Genomic DNA, 23165 nt, shown 5'->3' with positions numbered 1-23165 from the left:
CCGAAACAAAGTTTAATCGATAAGCATTAACTTCCATATTAATTTTTGAAGTAGCTAACACTACTTCTATTAAGCATGCATTTTTTTAGTTAGACACAAATTTTGAAAAAATTATCATGAATCACTTGACTTCATATAGTACGTCTCTAATTTAATAATTCTAATCCAATCTTATAAGCCTTATCCATCATGTCAGGTCTTTCTGTAACCATTGGCTTATAACCTTTATCAACATTTTCTACTAACAAATCTTCTTTTCTTTCATAACCAAGCATACCGACAACCATCTTAAAATCATTGATATGCCTCTCAAACAGAGTCTTATTTGGTTGGTTTTGAGTGATGATAAATGACAAAGCCTTGCCCTGTGGAAAAGCTGACTGTAAATGCATATCATAATACGGAAACAATCTATCCACAAACAATCTTGTTTGGGCACTTACTTCACAAAAGTAGATTGGCGCTGCTACAATCAGACCATCTGATTCTTCCATGGCCTTATAAACCTTTTGCATATCATCATCTATAACACATTTCGTTGTGTCATTACGCTTACAATAATAGCAAGCCTGACAACCTTTGATATTCAGATCATTCAAATATAAAATTTCATGATCAACACCTTTTTCATTTAGTCCTTTGATAGCCTCATCCACTAATATGTGCGTATTAGAATTTTTTCTTGGACTACCAAATACGATTGCTACTTTACTCATTTTACACCCCTACTTTAATGTTTTTAATATATCAAAGATACTTTGAACATCATCATCTTCTAAGATCTCGTACAGTTCTATTTTTGTATCTAACTGTACATCTTGATACTTAAGTGATAGACCGCTTTTGTTGAAATCATCCATGTAAACCGTTGCGTCAGCCATGCTATTAAATCTTGCAATCATAGCGAAAGATTCACTTCCTGTCAATTTTCTAAGAACCTTCATTTCTTTAATCAAGCCTGATTTCATATGCTTTTCAACCAATGGAAATGCTTCAGCTGAGTATTCTAAGTACTCATTTGATCTGCCTGGCGCCATACGGTGACTGTATATCATGTAGACACTATTCATTTTATTCTCCTTTAAATGTTTTGCCGATATGCCAACAATCCGCTAGCGCCCCACCTGTTGAAAGATAACGTCTCTTTTGCATTTCAAATAAGACCGGACTCACTTTTACGAAGTCTATTTTTCCATTTTCATCTAAATACTCTTCCTGAACATATGTGTTTATCGGCTTAACAACGAACTGTTCATTGGTTTCCGTTTCAAATACATCCACAACTTCACATTCCATGGTAACTGGTGCATTTTTAATCAATGGCGCACCTTGTAAATGGCCATTAAAGAACTCAAACACGTCAGATTTATCAGTGTTTTTACCAGATACCAAACCGACATAATCTGCTGCCGGAATCATATCAGCAGTGATTAAAGAGATAGAAACCGTTTTGTTTTTTCTAATTCCAATGTTAGAGTAATGAGCCTTTCCCATACTTAACATCATAGAATCCATACCAATAACACCAACATGTGCAATGTTGATCCAGTTGACCTTACCATCTATTTCTGTACCTACAATTGTTATTGGCATTGGATACATGCCTATTACATTACCTATATTCTTTTGCATTTAAGCCTCCTTAATTTCGTTCAACTTTGAACTGTGTTTATATATTAATTCAACATTGAACAAAAGTCAACAGTTCTTATAATTTTTATTCAACTTTGAACAAAATACATAAATAAAAAACACCTAATAAGATTAGGTGAAATTCTTGATAGCCTTTTTCAGGAGTCTTAAAAACTCCTCGGCTTCTTGATCTGTAAAATCTGTAAATACCTTTTCTAATAGTGACTCTGATACATGATTAAAATCTTCTCTAAAGTCCATGGCCTTCTGAGTAGCAACAACAAATGTGACACGCTTATCTTTAAGACACTCTTCTTTCTCCAAGTAGCCTAGTTTCTCTAAACGTTTGATCATCTCTGTCACTGTAGACTTTTGCTTTAGCAAAAGATCGTACAAATCTTTGATTTGCATCTTGCCACCGTTCTCATACAGTGCATTTAATATTGAACCATGACTTGGAACTAGCTCTGTATTACCTACTTCACGAAGTTTATGTTTGATATGATCATTTAACTTAGTCCTTAATATAGAGTTATAGGTTGCAACGCCCTTTATCTTTTCATTATTCATAGGATCTCCTTACATGTACTAAGACTATATTAATTCAATAATGAACTTTAGTCAAGCAAACACATTCTCGTCAAAATTACTATGACCTCAAATTGTATGTTTTCATTCAGTCACTCGATTATTCTTACTGATAATAGAATGCTATCAAAAGCCCTTTTACTGAGTATATTAATTATGGATAACAAAATAATTAGAAACTCAATAAATGGGTAATACCAACAATAAGAGAAAATTGAATTGGAGGTTTTATGACTACTAAAAGAAAAGCTTGGATTAACGGCATACTACTGCTTTTAACACTGATTGTTAACGGCCTTGGTGCATCTGGTTTTATCAACAACATGTCCCAAAAGGAAATATCTGATATGTATCAGACACTTATCACGCCTTCACCAGCTACCTTTAGTATATGGAGTGTGATTTATATTTTGCTGATTCTTTCCATAGTGATGATGATAGTGAAAAAAGATTATAACTATTACAGACAGGCAACAGAAAAACTCAGTTACTTGTTTTGGCTGTCCTGTGGCTTAAATATTATTTGGATCATCTCATTTTCATATGATCTAATTGGCCTTTCATCGATATTTATATTTGCCTTCTCTATTGTACTTGTTTTAATGATACAGGCAGTAGGCAAGCTTCAGAGTCAAAAACGCTTGCTTTTACCTGCCGCATTCGGTCTTTATGGAGGTTGGTTATTCATTGCAACAGTTGTTAACATTTCAGCCTGGTTGATTAAAATTGAGTGGAATGGTTTTAATGTATCTCCAGAAATCTGGTCATCTATTGTCTTACTTGTTGCGGTAGCTTTAACTGCAGTAGTCTTACTAAAGACTGAAAATGCTATTTTTCCAATGCCAATTGCATGGGCCTACTACGGAATAAATAACTCATTAAGCGCACTCGGATCATACAGACTATTACAAACTATAGCCTTGATCGGCATGGTTGTTCTAATAGGTATGTCAGCTATACAACTCTATAAAAACAAATATGCCATTATGCCTATAGTAAACGATTAAAAAGTTTTGAGATTTTCCTCAAAACTTTTTCTTATCATATATTCAAAGAGCTTATTTTTCTCTCTTCTTTACTGCCATCAGCATACTTAGCAAATCTCTTTTTTTCCTTTCCATGAACAGGATCTGATCTTTCCCATGGCCAGCCACCAAATCGAGTAGATCGATAGTCACTATAAGCTTGGTTGATTTCTTCTTCAGTATTCATGACAAAAGGCCCATACATGGTTACAGGTTCACCAATAGGCTCAGATTGTAATATTAAAAAACTCACTTTTGACCTACTTGCCTTAAACACTTTTGCCTTATCACTTAAAAATGCTTGATGGTCTTTAGGCAAGACTTCATCATCAATTAACAGGTCATCACCTTTAATTGAAGTTCTCATGATTAAAATCACGAGATTCCTTAGGAGATTAGCAAACTGCCCTTATCCTAATTGGCACCTCCAAGACGCCTCTGTTCCATTCGCCTTTCGCATTTGGAAATACTTTTCTTATGATATTAAATGCTGCATTAACATCCGCATTGATGATTATACCTGTTTTCGTCCTATACAAGCCTCGTTTTATACGCTTGCCTGAAAACTTATAAGTCTTCTTATTATTTTCATCATAGACTGGTAGTTCATCACCATCTAGGAATGACGCTTTCGATGTATAACTTTCTTCAGTAACGATTAATTTGATGCCTGCATCATTTGCTTTGTAGTCAAGTATATCTATGAATCTTTTGAATGGGATTGTTGTAAACTTTTGATTGTTTTTCTTTCCCATATTACAGGCTTGTTTAAATTCTTTGTTATAACCGATTACAATCGTATCTATACCATGCTCTACAGCATAATCTATAATATAACGACTGGACTTATGTAAAAAATCTTTTACCTTTGCATTTCTTTTTTCATCTAATCGATTCAGTTGCTTTGAACGATACTGACCTTCATCTTTCTGTTTGCCATTTCTCAAGGTACTCATTAATCGTCCACGTTTCTTATTATAGTATTGATTGATGCTTTTAAGTCCTTTGCCATTTACAATAACTGGTCGCTGACCAACATTGTTTACAATAGTTGCAAAGTTGTTTACACCGATATCAATACCCAATAGACGCTTACTTTCATGTGACAGCTCTTCTGATTCACCAAGATCCAGTACAATCTCAAGTGTATAGAAACTTGAACCTGGTACAATACGCACTTCCTTTAATTTAAATTTTTCATAGTCCATGCATTTTGTGATATTCAATTGATAGTTAGTCCTTGGAAATCTCAAATATTTATCTTTTTTATAAGGATCCTTATCGTCTTTTATCACACACACCTGATTGGACAAAACCACAACATATCTGCCATTTTTCTTTTTATATTTTGGTATTTTAGGTTCGTCTTCTAACTCACCTTTTCTATAGAGTTCCATTAACTTAAAATAGCTCTTCCATGCCCGAATAACTTGTTTGATTGTATTCTGATTTGTATGAGCTGGTATTGACCTATAATCTACTTGATTGATGTATTTGAAATATGCATCTAGTAGATTGTAAGTCACAACCTTATTATCCTTTGATAGCAAGTTAAACTGCACTGGCCCCTTTGCTTTTTTACCTTTCTTATTTTTCTTCTTATGACTTTCTCGAAGTTTCTTGTTAATCAGAGGGATTTTCTCATTAATGTCATTGATGACTTCATCTTCATTTTTATGACGCTTACTCTTACCTATTCCTGAAAACACTTGTCTGAAATGATAGTTGCTTGTGTTAAAAAGGTTTTTTGAGTTAAAACACATTTCATCACAATAATTATACATATCATGACCTGATTTTATCCTAATTTGTACTGTTCTGTAAGTACCTTTTTTACTCATTTATTCACCTCCTCTCTCTCTAATATTATACCATGTTTCAGGAGAAAAGAACAGGTGTTCGTATTCAATTTTAATAGTTTTGTTCCGTTTTTTTTTGGATCAAAGTTATTTATACCAACTATTAAATCCGATTCATCTCATGTTTAAAAACACGAGTGTTCTCGGATTTTTTATAAAAATATCCAGATTATTTGACTCCTCTGCTGCCCATGAATCTGGAGCAGGTGAAATCGCACTGTAAGATTCATAAATGCCTGCTATCAACCTTAGTTTAGACTGCTTACCAATTTCGATAATAGGGATTTCCTCATGCCAAAGCATTTTAAAATGAGGCTCTTCAAACTTATTCTTTTTTGGCAAGTTCAGCCATACTTGAAACAAGTGCAAATGATTTTCCTTGTCCTGACTTAAGAGAGGAAACATCTCTGAATGCTGCATCCCTTTACCTGCTGTCATCCACTGAACATCACCTTCTCCGTATCTGCCAGCTTGACCTGCTGAATCAGAGTGGTCTACATAACCTTCTAACACAATGGTAACAGTTTCAAAGCCTCTGTGAGGATGTTCTGGAAAACCTGGCACAGTACTTCCATGGTACATTTTCCAATCATTGCTTAGATCAAAATCATTGCCTAAGTTTCTTCCAATTAGTGGCTTGTCAGGTCCAAAGTCTTCATTACCTTTTGGATACTTGTCTTCATGGTGTGCACAAAATAGAAAAGGATCTTGCGTTTCCCAATGAAAACCCAGCTTCTTTTTACTAATAATTGATGTCACTCTAACCTCCTTTGATTCACACTACATTGATTAAATGCCCACTATTAGATTTATTAATCATATTTTAAGTCGTTTATTTAGAGTCCTAATAGGTATCAATATAATACAAGGTATTTTTCTACCTGTTATTTGAAAGAGGTGAACAAATGTCAATTGACAAAAGTAGACTGATCATACACAAGAAAACCAAATTCAAACCTTTCGAGGTATCCAGTTTTGTGACTGCAAAACAACTTATTGGAGACGGTATTTTGTCAGGTCAAGAAGGCGTCTTGGTATTTGAACATCACAACACCTTCTACGGTTTAATGACCAAGCAAATGACCTATCATCATGTAGCAAATGGAAAGCTTGATAATGAATCCTTTATGATTTCATTTTGAGGTGTTTGTAACACTGGTGTTAGGATGACACCAATAGTTGATGGCAAGCATCTAACTTTTGAGGCAGGTGGTTTATATGACGGCCTGGTTGTCTTAAGAGATTTAGAAACAAAATCCTATTGGAATCACATTACAGGTGAATGCATCATGGGCAAGTACGAAGGACGAACATTAGAAACAGATAATCTATTTCATTACATGCTGGACATGGCCATAGAAACACATCCAAACTTGCAAATCGCTATATCTCAAATCCCCTTTCCTTTTAGCATTTTTGCAAAAGTTTCAGACAAACTTCTTAGAGGCAATAAGGGGCTGATCCCCCCTCACTTCAGAAAAAGCATGGCTGCAAAAGACGGGCGTTTAAACGAACATGATATCGGCCTCGGTGTTGTCGTTAATAAACAAGCTAAATTTTATGAAGTAAATACCATCATTACAGCTGGAGAAATTCATGATAATCTTGGAGGAGAAGACCTAATCATTCAGTTTGATGATATATCTAGAACACCAAGATGTTTCTATAAAAACAGTAAGAATATGCCGCTTCAACTCTATACTAGGTGGTATGGTTTTTCCTATACTTACAAAGGCTGTTTGATCTATGACCATAAATAAAAAATACTACCTACAAAAACTTGTGGGTAGTATTTTTACTTACCAATTATTAATAGGCTCATAAATTATTGATTCTATAAAGTCATTTGTAAATGGTTCAAGAACGTTTTTTAACTGAGTCATTGTAATCGACTGGTCTGCCTGTCCTGATTCATCCATCAGTTCATCCACTATCTCAACAAACTCACCTTTGATTTTGGATAGGAGTGTCACCTCCTCAGAAGTTAAGATGCCGTCTTCTAAAAAATCATGACTGATGGTTACATCATTTGTATTCACGCCTCCAAGAATTAGCCTAATATGGTGAAGAGAAAACTCCATATTAGAAAGAACGCCTATATCATCCTTATTATATTTGCTCATCAATTTTCTAGACAGGTGTAGGTTGCTTTCTAGTTCATTCAACTCTTTCACAAGGCTTTGATAGCTATGGTTGATAGCTTCATGATTGTCAGGATCATTTATCACTTTTTCTTCTATATACTCAATATCATCAATCAAATGATGACAGGAAATGTAGAGGTCATTGATGATATACTGACTGTCTTTGTTATAATGGACCTTTGTCTTATACTTGCCGCCAACATAAAAAGCAAGCACACAGACTAGTATAATGACAAAGATTGTTTTAGGCTTTGAATCAAACATAATTCCTCCACAGACTTATTTAATCACATCTTATCAATTAACCACATGACACCTTTGAATAAACCATACTCAGCTAGACCAATCAAACATAAAATGAAGGTGAAACTTCTGTTCTTTTTCCTGTACTTCATATCTTCTAGTATAGACCCATCGTAAACAGATACCAAATCTGGTTTATTTTCATATTCGATGTTTTTGATAATCTCTTCATTCGTTTTGAAAATCTTTTTCTGAACAAATATGATAATCGGGATATTTACTATAAAAGCTATTATTAAAAAGACTTCATTCATTTTACTTCTCCTATTTAAGATAAAAACATGTCTATACTTTATATTCATTCTACCAGATATTTCTAAGTCAAAGTATTATGGAAGTATTAAATCATAATCTGAGTATGATTATGGTCCTACTTTAAAATATACAATAACAAGAGAATAGAGTTCGTTAGCAAAGAGAGGATTCCCCCTATTAATATAGATGCTTTAAAAGATTTTGTGGAAAACACGTTTAAACTCTCATAGTCTACATTTTCATGTTTTTCGATCAACTCCTCCTCACTTTTTAGTTGGCTGCTATGACCAGGACTATCAGATAAGAAATGTTGTGAAAATGGAAAGCAAACTAAAACGGATGGTGCATCTTCAATTAAACCAGGAAACCAATTATTCGTCTTCATGTTGAATACCTCACTAGGTACTCTCAAAGCTTGGTTAAACTCCTTTGGATCAAAAATTAATGAAAATACACCTGGATCATCATCTACTTTATTAGTACCGTATGCAATCGAAAGGTTTCCTTCTATCCAAAGCCTTCTGTCTAGAGCTTCCATTCGACCTTTTTTGACATCATAGTCGTAGATAATTTTACGACCATTTTGATTTATCATATCAACATGAAGTTGACCATTAAAATCAACTGTGAAAATACCTTCGTCTACATTGGGATCACTAAGTATATTCTTTGGATCATAAGTAATGGTATTGGTATCATAATCTATGATAATCCAACTCAGCATATCGGTAGCCATATTTCTCGCAATCACGTAAAACTCTGTTCTCATGCCCCAGAAGCCACTTGTATGAGCAGTAAAACTTCCTAAAATCCCATAGAATTTTTCATCATCATCATCAAAAACCTTGCTTTTCATCAGTTCAAAACCTTCTGGTAGAAAAGATTTAGCATACTCAAGGTTTTTTAATTCATAGAATAAAAAACTACTATACGGTTCGACAACGAATCCCATATATGGTGTTTTCTTTCCTTGTGCTTGCACCATTTTTTTCTGTACATTTTTTGGAATCAAATTATTAAAAGATTGAATAAAATGCAAAGTACCAACATGAATTGGATTAACCAGTTTCTCAATATATTTCACTTTATCTGAACCATTCATAATACCTCCATCTAACTTTTTTTGGATAAATACATCTTAATTCTACCCAATAATCACACCACTAATTCACTTAAGTGAAAGAGCTAATCACAAATGAAATATATAAACAAATCTCAATATAACCGTTTAAAAACTACCCTAAAAGGATATAACTCAAATAAAACAAATGAAGGAGTTTCTATGAATAATAATGATTACATAAAGCGTATCAATCAATCACTTCTTGGTGTAAGTACCTTTATAGCCATCTTATCAACACTTTCTATAGGCTACCAGGCTTACACAGGTGCTAGAAGTATGGCCGTTTTAATAGGATTTATCATTTTCATACCAGGTTCTGTGCTAGCGGCTTATATAATGTATAAACGAAATCCCAATATTTTTACACCTGGTGTCATTGTCTCTATCATCTTCTTTTTAGTGTGGACAGGTATATTTATGACAACTGAGGTCATCACCATATATGCCTTTTATATCCCATTTACAATTACATTTGCCTTATACGGCAAGAGAACCTTTACATGGATCAATTCTGGTCTTCAGTTGATTATCATCGTTACCAAAACGCTTATGGATCTTCAATCAGGCTTAGCGACAAGTGACAACATGCTCTCATATGTTTTAATGATATTTATAATGGTCTTAATTTTATACTCAAACGTACTTATAGCCAACAGGATATACGGTTATCAAAAGTCAAACAAAGACCAGATGGACAGTATTCTAACCGCATTTGATAATCAAAAGCTGATGATGAAGTCTATCAACTATACAACTAGTGAGTTAAAATCCAGTCACAAAGAACTCATGAGTTCTTACGGCACCATTGAGGATGTTTCTAACGGCCTAGATAGCGATTCTGTTCATGTCCTAGACAGAGCCAAAAGCACATCAGATACGACAGATAGACAACATGTTTCCATCAATGAAATAGATAATAAAATCAACTCAGTATCTGATTTATCTGCTAAGCTTAACAATCAATTTCTACAGGAGAGTTCTAAAATCCGACAGATGAAAAATGACTTTGTTCAACTTGAAGACAACGGCTCGAAAGTAAATGAGAAAACAGGTGAGGTTTTAGACAATGTCGGCAAGCTTGAAGAAGCGGCCGCAACCATATTTACACTTGCAGCAGCCATTGAAGAAATCGCAGAGCAAACAGATTTACTAGCACTTAATGCATCAATTGAAAGTGCACGTGCCGGAGAACATGGTAAGGGTTTTGCAGTGGTTGCAGATGAAGTAAAAAAACTTGCTCAAGAATCAAAGTTGTTAACTGAAAAAACCAAAGAAAACATAGCTGTACTGAATACCAACACAAGTCTTGTTAGTGAGGAAATGAACATACTTGCAGATCTTAACAACCATCAAAATGCTTTGGTTCAAGATGTTACATCTGGTGTTAATGAAATCGCCAATATCAGCGAAACCAACGAAGAACTTATGCAGTTACTTAACAAAGACATCAAAAATATTCAAGATGAAAGTCATCAAATCAAATCCGGTATTGAAGATGTTGTAGACAACTCACACAAAACACATGTCATTATGGAAAAGACAAAATCAAGGATTGATACCATGTTGACATGTATTAAGACAGCATCCTCACACATTGAGTCACTCAAAGGTGTGGTCGATGACTTAAGTGAACTTACTGAAAATCAAGAAAATGCCAACTAAAAAAGCCGCGATTGCGGCTTTTACTCTTCTTTATTAACATACATTTCTTCAGGAATACATCCATCTAAAACAGATTCATTTATTGTTGAAAAAACATTTACAAGCTTTGTATCCAGCTGGTGTCCTGAAGCTTCCTTAAGAAGTCTTATAGAATGTTCATGAGTCTTAGCAGTATGATAAACTCTTTTAGTAGTTAAGGCTGAGTAAGTATCTGCCACACCAATGATCTTGGCTTCTAAAGGTATTTCATCACCTGATAGTCCATAATAACCCTTGCCATCTACTCTTTCATGATGGTACAAAATCCAATCTCCAATAGATGATAAGATCACATTGGAAGAAATGATATCTTTACCTATCTTAGGGTGGGTTTTCATAATCTCCCACTCTTCATCAGTCAGCTTTCCATTCTTATTTAATATGGTATCCGATATGCCTATTTTTCCTATATCATGTAGAAATCCTGCATACCTGATCATATGTGGATTCATTTGTTTTTTCATATCTTTTGGCAGATGTTCATATAGGCAAACGCTTAAGTTTGCAACATGTCTTGAATGACCTTGTGTATAAACATCTTTAGCCTCTATGGTATTAACGAGTGCTTCCACAGTATGAAAAGAATATATTTCATTAATGACTTCACTTAATTCAAACTGAATGAATATTACACTAAATACGAACAATGCGCCGAACAGAAAAATCATACCAATCAACAAAATAGAAATTTCTATACCAGTAACCAACATAAATGTGGTAATTAAATAACCAATAAAGAAAAAGAACATCATATAAAAGTTGATTCTAATCATCATTGAAATTTTAGAATGCTTATCATTTTTTAGATTCAGTGGAAACTCAAATAATTTTGAGTATTTCATGATGCTTATCAGCATGATTATTGCACCGACTAGAATCATGCCAATTACTAAGATTCTCAATATATCCTCCATTTCTCTATATTTATTTATACCACATTAGTAGCTATTCTACAAATTACATGTTACTTAATAACTACCTCAATTCGTATAAAATACACAAAATACGAGGAAATAAACCTATTTTATATAAGACAACATAAATGACAATTTATCTGACTCTTCGTCCATAAGCTTTTCAACGGACTTACCCGCCCCATGTCCTGCATCCTTATCAATTCTGATAATAACCGGATAGTCACTTGTATTCGTTTCTTGTAACCTTGATATATACTTAAACGAATGTGATGGTACTACTCTATCATCATGGTCAGCTGTTAAAACCATGGTAGCTGGATAATCTTTGTCTTTTATATTATGGTATGGAGAATACTTGATGATATTTTCAAAGTGCTCTTTTTCTTCTGGATTTCCATATTCAACGGCCCAACCCCAACCTACAGTAAATCTGTGATATCTGAGCATATCCATCACTCCTACTATAGGAAATACCACTTTAAACAAGTCTGGCCTTTGATTCAAAATTGCACCCATTAAGAGGCCGCCATTAGACCTACCTGATGCAGCAAGATGTTCTTTAGATGTATACTTTCTCTGGATTAAATCTTCAGCAACAGAGATAAAGTCATCAAATACATTTTGTTTCTTAAACAGCATGCCGTCTTTATGCCAAGCTTGACCGTACTCAGAACCACCTCTGATACCGGCTTCCACATGGATTCCGCCCTGTTCTATAAAGTAAATTACAGATGGCTTAAAGTTAGGTTTTACTGCATTGTTAAAACCACCATAAGCATATAACATGGTTGGGTTACTGCCATTTAGGCTAGTACCTTTTTTATAAGTCACAAAAGAAGGAATCATGGTACCATCTTTACTCTTTGAAAAAATCTGCTCTGTGATGTAATCTGAACTGTCATAAGAGATTTTCGACTCTTTAAACACACCAGTCCTCTGAAGTTCAAAATCATAAGCAAACAGAGTTGTTGGACTTATATATGATGTATAAGAGAAAAACACCTGATTATAATTATCTGATGAAGTAAAGTTAAAAGGTGTTCCTATTCCAGGCAGGTCAATATCCCCCATATAGTCACCTTGAAGACTATATACTTTAACGATAGACTTTACATCTTTTAAATAAGTGACGATTAACTTGTCCCTGACTATATGAGCCGTCTGAATATTATCATCCGACTCTTCTATGATACAAGACACCTCTAATGATTCTGTGTCTAAACATACGACTTTCTTATTTTCAGCTTGCTCATCAGAAATGAAATAAGCTTTACTCCCCTTTGAATTTATATAAATCTGTTGTGTATCAAAGCCTTCGAATACTGGCTCAAGCTTATGATCTTTTAAGACACCTACTTGACTGCCATAAGTACCTTGTCTAGAAATAAGAATCAAGTTCTTTAGGTCTTCTGTTACAAATGTAGAATGATACCTTAAAGGATTGTCATCATCAGAGTAAACTAAGACGTCTTGATCTTGAGACTGGCCTAATACATGATAGTAAACTTTCATATTGGTATTCTTTTGAGACAAGGCTTTGTCCTCATCTGGTTTTTCATAAGCCGAATAGTAGAATCCATGGTCTTTCCAAGAAACAAAAGTAAACTTAACCCATTCAAGCTTGTCTTCTAAAATCTCTAAGGTCTCTAAGTCAATGATTCTGATTTCATGCCAATCAGAACCTGCATCAGCTTGCAGATAAGCAAGATACCTGTTGTCCTTTGAAGCACCATTTAAGTCTATGGCTACCGTACCGCCTTCTGACAGTGTATTTGGATCTAATAGGACTTTAGCTTGCCCATCAAGCCCTTTTTGTATGTAGTAAATACTCTGATTATTAAGACCATCATTGTATTGATAAATGATATTTTCTCCAATCACTCTTACATCATCATACTTAGGATAATTGTAGAGTGATTTTAGTCTTTCTTTAATCTGGTCCTTACCTTCTATCTGTTCAAGTACAGACTGAGTCACCTTGTTTTGCTCATCAATCCAGACTTTTAGTCTCTCATCTGTTTCGTTCTCCATCCATCTATAGGAATCCTCCACACTTGTACCAAAGATCTCTTCTACAAAATACGCTTTACTTGAATTTGGATACTTCATAACCATCCCCCTTTTGATTCATTGTCCTATTATAGTATACAATGTAAAATTACTTTGTGTCACGAAATATTTTTATATAAAGAAGACAGACTTGCGTCTGCCTTTATTTCGAGTACTTTGAAGTTTTAACATCTAATATCTGTATGGTCTTAATATCATTGTTTTCAATAAATGATACAAGGGCTTCCGCTTCACCGTAAACTAAAAAGCCATTAATTTTAACACCATTCTTCTCAACATAATCAAGTGTCTCCTGGTAAAGCTCATAATGATAAGTATTGTAACCAAATAATCTAACAAAATCTTCACGGTCATTTAAGTAGTTGACAAGTGATATGAAGTGCTTTTGATAAATTTCAGATGTCTTCACCATATATTCATCTTCTGTAAAAGAACCAACCATATCACCGAAGAATTCATGTAAATCAAAATAGGGATACCTTTCTCTATCAAACTCCTCGACGACACTGTAGGTATCACTGATACTTGGATTAAATCCAATGGGTCTACCTTCTACAAGGTCCATATTTTTAACAGACAACCATTTATAGTCTAAATCAGTTTCTTTATCCATTAGCTTTACCACATCTAATAATTCAAGCGATTCTTCTGGCTCAAGAAAGACTGATATATAATTTTTCTTGTGCATGTCTCTAAGTTCTTTAAGCGGTGTTTCATAATAAAACGGCATATAATCAAACTCCTCTGAGTCATTAACCAAATAAACACCATTGCCGTACAGGTAATCAAAGTAACCTTGTCTTTTGCCTCTCTTAAGTTGAATTTCTACCCTATCTCCAAGAGCAACGTGGTCAAAGCCTTCAAAGAGGTTTTTCCTTCTTAAAACCAAATCATACGAGCCATACCCCTTTTCAATAACCAAGGGATTTAAAGCTTTGTATCCTGGCACATTTAACTCTGTAAAAGCTGCCATATCATAGGCAATATCTTTATGATACTGACCATATGTAACAGTTGTTGGATCATAGTAAATACGATCCATCACAGGTGACAGAATAAAATTTGCAAAGACAAAGATACTCATAACAATCAAAACTGATAGGATGATATTTTTTCTTAACTTTGACTTGACCTTCTTATGAACTAGATCGACTGAAATATCCTCAATGTCATCCATAGAGAAATCTTCTATTGACTCAGCTAAATAGTCATTTATGGCCTTATTTTTTTCTATGGCTTCTTCAACAATGATGATCTCTTGATCACTTGCCTGACCCTTTTTATATTTCTCTAACAAAGATTTAAAATCATTCATGAATTATCTCCTTTAACTTTATTCTTGCCCTGTATAATAAGGTTCTAGCGGCACCTGGACTGATTTTTAGTATCATAGCTATCTCTTTTAATGAATAATCATTGTAGTAGTACAAGATTAAAACTTCCTTGTACTTGTTCGGCAAAGAAAGAACTGACTTATAAAGCATCCTCTTGTCTTCAGTCTTTAATAAGTTGTCTAAAGGACCACTTTCAGTGCTTTCAAGTTCTAAATTGTCGATGGATATAGAAGACTTTTTCTTCAAATAGTCGAACCACAAGTGTTTGGCAACTCTTAGAAGCCAGTATTTCATATGTTTTTCATTACCATTAAGACTCATTATCGCCTTGTAAAATGTATCACTGACCAGCTCTTCTGTAAGGTGATGATTTTTGCAAAGGGAAAACACATACAGGTAGAGTTCTCTATAATAACTTTTATACAGTTTATCTAATACATCACTTTCCAAATCATCACCCCCTCACTATATAAACGAATAAACTCAAGAAATGTCACACTAATTATAAATAAAAATTCATTTCATAGATATGTTTTTTCTTTTCTTTAATAACAAACTAATATTTGATCAGATTTCACCAATATATTACAAATGATTATTTTGCTTTTGTATAATTACTACAAGTTCAAAAAAGCCCTTATTATTTCCTACAAAAAGAGACTATTTGACTGGAGCATAAGACCTATCTATGGCATAATATACTGAGACTATGGAGGTAGATATGAAAACAGGTTTTAATTCTCAGAAATACTTAGAAGAGCAGTCAAAGTTCATCCTTGAACGCGTTGAGCAATTTGACAAATTATACTTAGAATTCGGTGGTAAATTGATATTCGATATGCATGCTAAGCGTGTTTTACCAGGCTTTGATGAAAATGCAAAGATCAAGTTACTACAAAAGCTAAAAGACCAGTCAGAAATCATCGTATGTATTTATGCTGGCGACATTGAAAGAAATAAGATCAGAGGAGATTTCGGTATCTCTTATGATATGGATGTCCTTAAATTAATTGACGATTTAAGAGGATATGACTTAGAAATCAACAGTGTATTAATTACACGTTTTGATGATCAACCTGCTACAAAGGTCTTCATCAATAAATTAGAGCAAAAAGGCATCAAAGTATACAAGCACCGCGCTACAAAGGGTTACCCTACAGATGTAGATGTGATTGTAAGTGATGAAGGTTACGGACAAAATCCATATATAGAAACAACAAAGCCAATCGTAGTTGTAACGGCACCTGGTCCAGGTTCCGGTAAATTGGCAACTTGTTTAAACCAGTTGTATCATGAGAATAAACGTGGTAAAAAAGTAGGTTACTCAAAGTTTGAGACATTCCCTGTTTGGAACTTACCACTTAAGCACCCTGTTAACATTGCATATGAAGCTGCAACCGTTGATTTAAAAGATGTCAACATGCTGGATTCATTCCACTTAGACACTTATAATGAAGTGGCTGTAAACTACAACAGAGACATTGAATCTTTCCCTGTTTTAAAGAGAATCTTAGAAAAGATTACTGGCACAAAGTCTATGTTCCAATCACCAACTGATATGGGTGTTAACAGAATTGCCTTTGGTATTACAGATGATGATATTGTACAGGAAGCATCTAAGCAAGAAATCATCAGAAGATACTTTAAGACTGGTATTGAATACAAGAAAGGTTTATGTGACATTGATACATACAACCGTTCAAAGATGATTATGGAAGAACTTCAATTAAAGGCAACGGATAGAGTGGTTGTTGAGCCAGCTAGACAATATGCTGAAGAACTTTCTAAAACAACTGAAAGTGATACAGCAGTAGCAACTATGGCGTTACAATTGTCTGATGGTAAGATTGTAACTGGTAAGAATGGTAAGGCAATGGATGCTACAGCAGCATGTGTAATCAATGCACTTAAGAGCCATGCTGGTATATCAGATGATGTCCACTTACTATCACCTGCTATCTTAAATCCAATCATCGATTTAAAGACTGAATCTCTTGGTAACAAGAAATCACTCTTAAATTTAGAGGAAGTTCTTATAGCACTTTCAATCAGTGCTGCATTTAACCCTATCGCTCAAGTCGCTTTAGATCACCTAAACGACTTAAGGAACTGTGAATCACATTCTACAGTCATGTTAATTGCAAACAATGAGAATACCTTAAGATCTTTAGGCATTGAAGTAACTTGTGACCCACAGTTCTCTTCAAACAGCTTATTCTATAACAACTAAAAAACAGACAGCAGAAGTCATTAGACCTCTGCTGTTTTTAAATACTCATCAATATGCTTAGCCGCATGACGACCATCTGCTATCGCCTTACAAACAAGAGATTGTCCCCTGTGCATATCCCCTGCTGCAAATATTTTTTTATGATTGGTTTGATTCTTAGTACCATGGATGTTACCTCTTTCGTCTATCTTGATATCCAAATCCTTTATAACCCCTTCTTGATTGGGATGTAAAAAGCCCATGGCAAAGAGTACCAGGTCTGCTTCAATTACAAATTCACTGTTTTCTAGTTCAACCATCTTGTAGCCACTTTCAGACTTATGCCAGGCTACTTCTACACATGACAAGCCAGATACATGACCATTATGACCTTCAAATCTTTTAGTAAGGAGGCTCCACATTCTTTTTCCTCCCTCTTCATGAGCAGAATTGGTCTTTAAGGTCATTGGCCAGTAAGGCCATGGCATATCTGTTGTTCTCTCCTCCGGTGGCTTAGACATAATTTCTATTTGAGAGACAGATTTAGCACCTTGTCTTAGGGCAACACCCAAACAATCAGCTCCAGTATCACCACCACCTATGATAACCACATGCTTGTCTTTAGCATTTATCAAATCACTCTTTATTTCGAAATCTTGATTGATCATATTTTGCTGAGTCAAGTAATCCATAGCAAAATGAATGCCTTTAAAAGTCTGACCTTTCACATCTAATTGTCTTGGTACACTAGAACCGCCACACAAACATAAGGCGTCATACTTGTCTAAGAGTTCTTTGGCTTTAACATCCTCTCCCACATGGCAGTTTGTAATAAACATAACACCTTCTTCACTTAACTGTTTGATTCTTCTTTTTATAATAGACTTGTCTAGTTTATAATCAGGTATACCAAGACTTAATAAACCACCTAACTCATGAGACTTTTCGTATACAACCACTTTATGGCCTAGTCGAACAAGCTCTTGAGCAGCTGCTAGACCTGCAGGACCAGAACCAACAATCGCTACTGACTTACCTGACTTGACAAAAGGCTTGATAGGCTTAATTAAGTCATTTTTAAATCCATACTCCACAATAGACAGTTCTATGTCTTTACAGGTCATGGCCTGGCCATGGATGGATAAAGAGCAAGCTGCTTCACAAAGAGCTGGACAAAGACGTCCAGTAAACTCTGGAAAATTATTGGTCCTATGAAGTAAATCAAGGGCCTTATCCCACTTCTGATGGGCAATCAAATAGTTTAGGTCTGGATTTATATTGCCAAGAGGACATGCATAATTGCAAAAGGCCACACCACAATCCAAGCACCTGTCAGCTTGTTTTTCCATTGTTTCTTTATCATGAAGGACATAGAATTCGTTAAAATGAGATACCCTGGTAAGAACGCTTTCTTTTTTCATGTTTATTCTCTTCACATCATCACCCCACACATCTTTCAGTTCTACTTTTCATAATCAAACTTTCATAACTTGGATTGACCACTTTCTTAAATCGATGTCTTGTCTGATGCCAGTCTGCTAGAAGTGCTGCAGCTTTCTTACTGGATGTATACTCGACGTGTTTTTCAATAAGGTCCTTTAAGACTTTATAATCATATGATGTTAGGTTAGAAATCGATACAAGTTCTTGATTACATTTTTTATCCAGATTATTTTGGTCGTCTAATATATAAGCGGTACCACCACTCATACCGGCAGCAAAGTTTCTTCCCACCGGACCTAAGATAGCGACATGTCCACCTGTCATATATTCGCAACCATGATCGCCTATGCCCTCTACTACAGCATCAGCGCCAGAATTTCTAACACAGAAACGTTCACCTGCTTTTCCAGCTATATAGGCTTGTCCACTTGTTGCACCATATAATAATGTGTTACCAGCTATGATATTATCTGAAGCCTCGAGCTTGGACAATCGGCTGGGTTTAATGATCAGTTTGCCACCAGATAAACTTTTGCCCACATAATCATTGGTTTCACCTTCTAGCTCAAAGGTGATACCTGGGGCTAAAAAAGCGCCAAAACTTTGACCACTAGTACCATAAAATGATATATAAATGGTATCCTCTTCTAAGCCTTTTGCACCAAAGTTCTTAACCACCTGACTAGATAAAATAGCACCAACAGATCTGTCTACATTACAAATGCTGGTCTGAAGTCTTGTAGGCAAGCAGTCTTTAAAGCTCTTACCAGCTCTTACTATAAGCATCTTGTCCATAACATCTAAAGTTGGATCTACTTGGTCAATGAGCTTTCTTCTTCCAAATCTTTCTGGTAGATCTGGCTTATATAAAATATCGTTTAAATCTAAGTTTTTATGCTTCCAAGACAATAAGGATTGATTCATCTCAAGGAGTTCAGTACGCCCTATCATATCATCTAGTTTACGAATCCCAAGTTCAGCCATGATTTCTCTTAACTCCTCAGCTATAAACCTAAAATAGTTGATGACATGTTCAGGCTTACCTCTAAAGTTTTTTCTAAGTTCTGGATCTTGGGTAGCAACACCAACCGGACAGGTGTTGTTATGACATTTTCTCATCATGATACAACCACATACAATTAGGGGGGCTGTTGCAAAACCAAACTCTTCAGCACCTAATATGGCACCTATGGCGACATCCCGACCCGTTCTAAGCTGACCATCTACCTGGACCGCTATTCTTGACCTTAAATTATTAAGTAAAAGCGTTTGATGTGTTTCCGAAAGACCAATTTCCCACGGAACACCAGCCGTCTTTAAAGAAGTTAAAGGTGCTGCACCTGTACCTCCGTCATGACCACTTATCAAGACCATATCTGCAGCCCCCTTGGCCACACCAGCTGCGATGGTACCTACACCAGCTTCAGAAACCAGTTTCACACTCACTCTGGCCTCTGAGTTGACATTTTTTAAATCAAATATCAATTGTTCTAAGTCTTCTATGGAATAGATATCATGATGAGGTGGCGGCGAAATCAAATCAATGCCAGGTAATGCATGTCTGACTTTGGCAATTGCCTCAGTTACCTTCTTGCCAGGCAGGTGTCCACCTTCTCCAGGTTTTGCACCTTGTGCAACTTTGATCTGCAGTTCCTCTGCTTGGGTCAGATACTCCGTATCCACACCGAAACGTCCTGCAGCTACCTGCTTGATAGATGACCGCTTATTGTCTCCATTCTCAGAAGGTTTATATCTAGACGGGTCTTCTCCTCCTTCCCCCGAGTTACTTTTACCACCTAACTTATTCATTGCTATGGCAAGGGTTTCATGAACTTCTTTACTAAGTGAACCGAATGACATGGCTCCTGTAGCAAACCTTTTGACAATTTCATCAACAGATTCAACTTGTCCAATATCAATAGGCAGTCTATCTTTAAACTTAAAGAGACCCCTAATGGTTTTAAGCTGTCTAGATTGATCATTCACACGGTCTGCAAAAGTCTTGTACAAGTCATAATCATCCGTTTTACATGCATGCTGTAAATCTGCTATGACTTCAGGTTCTAGTAAATGGACAGACTCTCCCTTACGCCAATGAATTTTTCCGCCAACATCTAAACCTTTATAGTCCTTCTGCCCATATGCTTTTCTATGCCTAATAAGTGATTCCTCCATAATGATATCCAAGCTGATACCAGACAATCTGTAAATACTGTCAGTAAAATAGTCGTCCACCAAGTCTTTATTCAACCCCAGTATTTCAAATATCTGAGCCCCATTGAAAGACCTCAGTGTTGATATGCCCATCTTGGAAGTTATCTTTCTGATACCATAGCCAAGAGATCTAACATAGTTCATACAGGCCTTTTTTTCTGATGAAATATCTAAGTATAAATTACTTTTTACAAGTTGTTTAATCGACATAAACGCCAGATAGGGATATACGGCTGTTGCACCATAGCCAATCAGAAGCGCCATATGAAAAGCATCACGCGCCTCTGCTGTTTCTACTATGATATCAACTTTTGTTCTTAGTTTCTTCTTGATCAAATGGTTATGCACAGCTGAAACGCCTAGTATACTTGGTATAGGTACATTGTAGCGATCAGCAGATCGATCACTGAGAATGACTATCCTATAGCCAGACTCAGCGGCAGCTTCAACTCTGTCTAACATAAGCGCTAAAGCCTCTTTAAGATTCTGGTCTTTTGAAAAGACCATAGGTACATCTATGCTTCTTAATGAATCCATACCAATAGTTCTTATTTTACTCATTTTTTCATCATACAAGATAGGCTGTTCTAGCTCTATATAAGGTGCGTCTCCTTGATCATAAAAAGCTTTTAAAATATCACCCGACCGTCCTAGATACTGATTTAATGACATGACCTTTTTTTCTCTAATAGGGTCAATAGGTGGATTGGTCACCTGGGCAAACATCTGTCTGAAGTAATTAAACATCAACTCAGCTTCATCTGACAAGACTGCTAAAGGCACATCATTTCCCATAGAGCTGACGGCCTCCTTGCCTGATTCAGCCATAGGCGCTATCACACGTCTTAGTTCTTCTTCACTATAGGCATATAGTTTCTGCTTTTTAAGTAAGTCTTCTTGTGAATACATGAGATCTTCAGAAGATTCAATCTTATCAAGATCTACCTTGTTTCTTTCAATCCAAGATGCATAGTCATTACAAGTAATCAAGTTTGACTTAACCGTCTCATCAAACTCAATGGTATGCTTATTTGTATCAGCAATTAATATTTGTCCTGGACCAAGTTTACCTTTGGCTTTCACCCTATTTTCATCAATCTTTAAGACACCAGCCTCTGAAGCTACTATAAGTTGATTGTCTTCAGTAATCAGGTATCTGGCTGGTCTTAAGCCATTACGGTCTAAAGAGACGCCAACTTGAATGCCATCAGAGTAAACAATGGTTGCAGGTCCATCCCAAGCTTCCAGCATGCCTTCATGATACTCATAAAATGATCTTAAAGCCAGTGGCATGGTCCTATCATATCGCCAAGCTTCGGGCATTAGCATCTTCAGTGCATGACCTGCTGAATAGCCGTTCATTAGTAAAAACTCAAAGACTGAGTCAAAGTTATAAGAATCACTTGCAGAAATATCTGTTAAAGGCAGTAGCATATCAAGGTCTTCATGATAAACCTTTGATGTCATTTCTCCTTCTCTCGCTGCCATCCATTTCACGTTACCCTTTATGGTGTTAATCTCACCATTATGAGAGACATATCGATAAGGATGGGCCAGTTTCCATGAAGGAAAGGTATTGGTCGAATATCTCTGATGTACCACAGCTATGGAACTTGTTACATCAGATTTGTTCAGTTCTGGATAAAAGCCTTCAATTTGATGAGCCAATAGGAGCCCCTTATAGACAATTGTTCTAGTCGATAAGGAACATATAAAGAAGTTGTCAATCTCTAATTCTCTTATCTCATTTTCTATTCTTTTTCGTATTATATATAAAGTCTGCTTGAACTTGTCCTCATCAAGTCCATCGGAACTTATAAATACCTGTTTAATAATGGGTCTTGTGCCCCTAGCCGAATGACCACATACCTTTTCATTGACTTCTACATTTCTCCAAGTAATGATGTCATGACCTTGATCATGTATGATTCTTTCACAAATACCTTCACACCTATAGCGATCACCTGGTTGAAGTGGTAAAAAAAGCATACCTACACCATAGTCACCTACTTGAGGTAATGATATTCCTTCTTCTTTTAATGCCGAAGAAAAGTAATCATGCGGCAACTGAATCATAAGTCCTGCACCATCACCTGTTTCAGGATCTGCACCAGTTGCCCCCCTATGTGCCATATTCTTTAAAATCTGAAGACCATCTTCTACAATCTTATGGGTCGCTACACCATTTACATCTGCGATAAAACCAACACCACAAGAGCCTTTTTCATACACTGGATCATATAAGCCCTGTCTATTAGGGCATTGATCATTTAAGTCCATATACACGCCTCCTCACTCATTTTCTTCGATATCTGAATTTTCAGACAATTGAAGTCTTGTTAGTGATT

At 35.6% G+C, this 23165-nt stretch carries 20 protein-coding genes and 1 pseudogene; 5 read left to right on the top strand and 16 right to left on the bottom strand.

Annotated features, from left to right (window positions below; all coding sequences use genetic code 11):
• Positions 1 to 146: 146 nt before the first annotated feature.
• From EZV73_RS04890 to EZV73_RS04875, 4 genes are all read right to left on the bottom strand, one after another.
• Complete coding sequence (locus EZV73_RS04890; RefSeq protein WP_240838859.1) at positions 147 to 716, bottom strand: flavodoxin family protein; 570 nt, start codon at positions 714 to 716, stop codon at positions 147 to 149.
• A gap of 9 nt (positions 717 to 725) precedes the next feature.
• The gene (locus tag EZV73_RS04885) at positions 726 to 1070 is read right to left on the bottom strand and encodes a hypothetical protein (protein WP_240838857.1); all 345 of its coding nucleotides are present in this window, start codon (positions 1068 to 1070) and stop codon (positions 726 to 728) included.
• 1 nt (position 1071) lies between these two features.
• Positions 1072 to 1632 (bottom strand): flavin reductase family protein, encoded by a 561-nt coding sequence (locus tag EZV73_RS04880; protein WP_240838855.1) that lies wholly within the window; start codon positions 1630 to 1632, stop codon positions 1072 to 1074.
• Positions 1633 to 1764: 132 nt separating this feature from the next.
• Entirely contained in the window at positions 1765 to 2202 is a 438-nt protein-coding gene (locus EZV73_RS04875; RefSeq protein WP_240838853.1) for a MarR family winged helix-turn-helix transcriptional regulator, read from the bottom strand.
• A 248-nt stretch (positions 2203 to 2450) separates the two neighbouring features.
• Between EZV73_RS04875 and EZV73_RS04870 the strand changes: the two genes are divergently transcribed.
• Positions 2451 to 3227, top strand: a complete 777-nt coding sequence (locus EZV73_RS04870; protein ID WP_240838851.1) for a TspO/MBR family protein — start codon at positions 2451 to 2453, stop codon at positions 3225 to 3227.
• A gap of 34 nt (positions 3228 to 3261) precedes the next feature.
• Here EZV73_RS04870 and EZV73_RS04865 read toward each other — a convergent pair whose 3' ends face one another.
• From EZV73_RS04865 to EZV73_RS04855, 3 genes are all read right to left on the bottom strand, one after another.
• Positions 3262 to 3612, bottom strand: coding sequence for a pirin-like C-terminal cupin domain-containing protein (locus tag EZV73_RS04865; RefSeq protein ID WP_240838849.1), 351 nt, complete (start codon positions 3610 to 3612; stop codon positions 3262 to 3264).
• A gap of 28 nt (positions 3613 to 3640) precedes the next feature.
• Positions 3641 to 5086, bottom strand: coding sequence for a transposase (locus EZV73_RS04860; RefSeq protein WP_240838848.1), 1446 nt, complete (start codon positions 5084 to 5086; stop codon positions 3641 to 3643).
• A 132-nt stretch (positions 5087 to 5218) separates the two neighbouring features.
• Positions 5219 to 5863, bottom strand: a complete 645-nt coding sequence (locus EZV73_RS04855; RefSeq protein ID WP_240838847.1) for a pirin family protein — start codon at positions 5861 to 5863, stop codon at positions 5219 to 5221.
• A gap of 146 nt (positions 5864 to 6009) precedes the next feature.
• Here EZV73_RS04855 and EZV73_RS04850 point away from each other — a divergent pair, with 146 nt between their 5' ends.
• Positions 6010 to 6246: a hypothetical protein gene (locus EZV73_RS04850; protein WP_240838846.1), complete on the top strand. Its 237-nt coding sequence runs from the start codon at positions 6010 to 6012 to the stop codon at positions 6244 to 6246.
• A gap of 15 nt (positions 6247 to 6261) precedes the next feature.
• Positions 6262 to 6864: pseudogene (locus EZV73_RS04845) on the top strand (DUF3179 domain-containing (seleno)protein); the annotation flags it as partial.
• 39 nt (positions 6865 to 6903) lie between these two features.
• On the opposite strand, the gene EZV73_RS04840 reads toward EZV73_RS04845, so the two are convergent.
• From EZV73_RS04840 to EZV73_RS04830, 3 genes are all read right to left on the bottom strand, one after another.
• Positions 6904 to 7512, bottom strand: coding sequence for a hypothetical protein (locus EZV73_RS04840; RefSeq protein WP_240838843.1), 609 nt, complete (start codon positions 7510 to 7512; stop codon positions 6904 to 6906).
• Between the two features lie 23 nt (positions 7513 to 7535).
• Positions 7536 to 7805, bottom strand: a complete 270-nt coding sequence (locus tag EZV73_RS04835; RefSeq protein ID WP_240838841.1) for a hypothetical protein — start codon at positions 7803 to 7805, stop codon at positions 7536 to 7538.
• Positions 7806 to 7921: 116 nt separating this feature from the next.
• Positions 7922 to 8908, bottom strand: coding sequence for a hypothetical protein (locus EZV73_RS04830; RefSeq protein ID WP_240838839.1), 987 nt, complete (start codon positions 8906 to 8908; stop codon positions 7922 to 7924).
• A gap of 180 nt (positions 8909 to 9088) precedes the next feature.
• Between EZV73_RS04830 and EZV73_RS04825 the strand changes: the two genes are divergently transcribed.
• Entirely contained in the window at positions 9089 to 10591 is a 1503-nt protein-coding gene (locus EZV73_RS04825) for a methyl-accepting chemotaxis protein (protein WP_240838837.1), read from the top strand.
• Positions 10592 to 10611: 20 nt separating this feature from the next.
• Here EZV73_RS04825 and EZV73_RS04820 read toward each other — a convergent pair whose 3' ends face one another.
• From EZV73_RS04820 to EZV73_RS04805, 4 genes are all read right to left on the bottom strand, one after another.
• Positions 10612 to 11532 (bottom strand): HD-GYP domain-containing protein, encoded by a 921-nt coding sequence (locus EZV73_RS04820; protein ID WP_240838835.1) that lies wholly within the window; start codon positions 11530 to 11532, stop codon positions 10612 to 10614.
• A 117-nt stretch (positions 11533 to 11649) separates the two neighbouring features.
• The gene (locus tag EZV73_RS04815; protein WP_240838833.1) at positions 11650 to 13656 is read right to left on the bottom strand and encodes a prolyl oligopeptidase family protein; all 2007 of its coding nucleotides are present in this window, start codon (positions 13654 to 13656) and stop codon (positions 11650 to 11652) included.
• 103 nt (positions 13657 to 13759) lie between these two features.
• Positions 13760 to 14932 (bottom strand): anti sigma factor C-terminal domain-containing protein, encoded by a 1173-nt coding sequence (locus EZV73_RS04810; protein WP_240838832.1) that lies wholly within the window; start codon positions 14930 to 14932, stop codon positions 13760 to 13762.
• Positions 14925 to 15401: an RNA polymerase sigma factor gene (locus EZV73_RS04805; RefSeq protein WP_240838830.1), complete on the bottom strand. Its 477-nt coding sequence runs from the start codon at positions 15399 to 15401 to the stop codon at positions 14925 to 14927. Before EZV73_RS04805 ends, EZV73_RS04810 begins: the two co-directional genes overlap by 8 nt.
• 271 nt (positions 15402 to 15672) lie before the next feature.
• On the opposite strand from EZV73_RS04805, the gene EZV73_RS04800 reads away from it, so the two are divergent.
• Positions 15673 to 17181 carry a DUF1846 domain-containing protein gene (locus tag EZV73_RS04800; RefSeq protein ID WP_240838828.1) on the top strand — a complete coding sequence of 503 codons (1509 nt, stop codon included), beginning with the start codon at positions 15673 to 15675 and terminating at the stop codon, positions 17179 to 17181.
• A 20-nt stretch (positions 17182 to 17201) separates the two neighbouring features.
• Here EZV73_RS04800 and EZV73_RS04795 read toward each other — a convergent pair whose 3' ends face one another.
• Positions 17202 to 18581 (bottom strand): glutamate synthase subunit beta, encoded by a 1380-nt coding sequence (locus tag EZV73_RS04795; protein WP_240838826.1) that lies wholly within the window; start codon positions 18579 to 18581, stop codon positions 17202 to 17204.
• Positions 18582 to 18600: 19 nt separating this feature from the next.
• Positions 18601 to 23097, bottom strand: coding sequence for a glutamate synthase large subunit (gene gltB, locus EZV73_RS04790; protein ID WP_240838824.1), 4497 nt, complete (start codon positions 23095 to 23097; stop codon positions 18601 to 18603).
• Between the last annotated feature and the right edge of the window lie 68 nt (positions 23098 to 23165).

The sequence above is a fragment of the Acidaminobacter sp. JC074 genome (assembly GCF_022496765.1).
Lineage (GTDB): Bacteria > Bacillota > Clostridia > Peptostreptococcales > Acidaminobacteraceae > JABXKX01.
Note: the sequence above shows the minus strand (reverse complement) of the source record. Positions and strands in the feature narration are given on the sequence as shown.

Bases quoted from the DNA above. Each gene is read 5' to 3' on its own strand.
- gltB (WP_240838824.1), bottom strand. From the start codon at position 23,097: ATGGACTTAAATGATCAATGCCCTAATAGACAGGGCTTATATGATCCA.
- EZV73_RS04830 (WP_240838839.1), bottom strand. From the start codon at position 8,908: ATGAATGGTTCAGATAAAGTGAAATATATTGAGAAACTGGTTAATCCA.
- EZV73_RS04870 (WP_240838851.1), top strand. From the start codon at position 2,451: ATGACTACTAAAAGAAAAGCTTGGATTAACGGCATACTACTGCTTTTA.
- EZV73_RS04860 (WP_240838848.1), bottom strand. From the start codon at position 5,086: ATGAGTAAAAAAGGTACTTACAGAACAGTACAAATTAGGATAAAATCA.
- EZV73_RS04800 (WP_240838828.1), top strand. From the start codon at position 15,673: ATGAAAACAGGTTTTAATTCTCAGAAATACTTAGAAGAGCAGTCAAAG.
- EZV73_RS04865 (WP_240838849.1), bottom strand. From the start codon at position 3,612: ATGAGAACTTCAATTAAAGGTGATGACCTGTTAATTGATGATGAAGTC.
- EZV73_RS04875 (WP_240838853.1), bottom strand. From the start codon at position 2,202: ATGAATAATGAAAAGATAAAGGGCGTTGCAACCTATAACTCTATATTA.
- EZV73_RS04890 (WP_240838859.1), bottom strand. From the start codon at position 716: ATGAGTAAAGTAGCAATCGTATTTGGTAGTCCAAGAAAAAATTCTAAT.
- EZV73_RS04810 (WP_240838832.1), bottom strand. From the start codon at position 14,932: ATGAATGATTTTAAATCTTTGTTAGAGAAATATAAAAAGGGTCAGGCA.
- EZV73_RS04885 (WP_240838857.1), bottom strand. From the start codon at position 1,070: ATGAATAGTGTCTACATGATATACAGTCACCGTATGGCGCCAGGCAGA.
- EZV73_RS04795 (WP_240838826.1), bottom strand. From the start codon at position 18,581: ATGAAAAAAGAAAGCGTTCTTACCAGGGTATCTCATTTTAACGAATTC.
- EZV73_RS04825 (WP_240838837.1), top strand. From the start codon at position 9,089: ATGAATAATAATGATTACATAAAGCGTATCAATCAATCACTTCTTGGT.
- EZV73_RS04835 (WP_240838841.1), bottom strand. From the start codon at position 7,805: ATGAATGAAGTCTTTTTAATAATAGCTTTTATAGTAAATATCCCGATT.
- EZV73_RS04815 (WP_240838833.1), bottom strand. From the start codon at position 13,656: ATGAAGTATCCAAATTCAAGTAAAGCGTATTTTGTAGAAGAGATCTTT.
- EZV73_RS04850 (WP_240838846.1), top strand. From the start codon at position 6,010: ATGTCAATTGACAAAAGTAGACTGATCATACACAAGAAAACCAAATTC.
- EZV73_RS04880 (WP_240838855.1), bottom strand. From the start codon at position 1,632: ATGCAAAAGAATATAGGTAATGTAATAGGCATGTATCCAATGCCAATA.
- EZV73_RS04840 (WP_240838843.1), bottom strand. From the start codon at position 7,512: ATGTTTGATTCAAAGCCTAAAACAATCTTTGTCATTATACTAGTCTGT.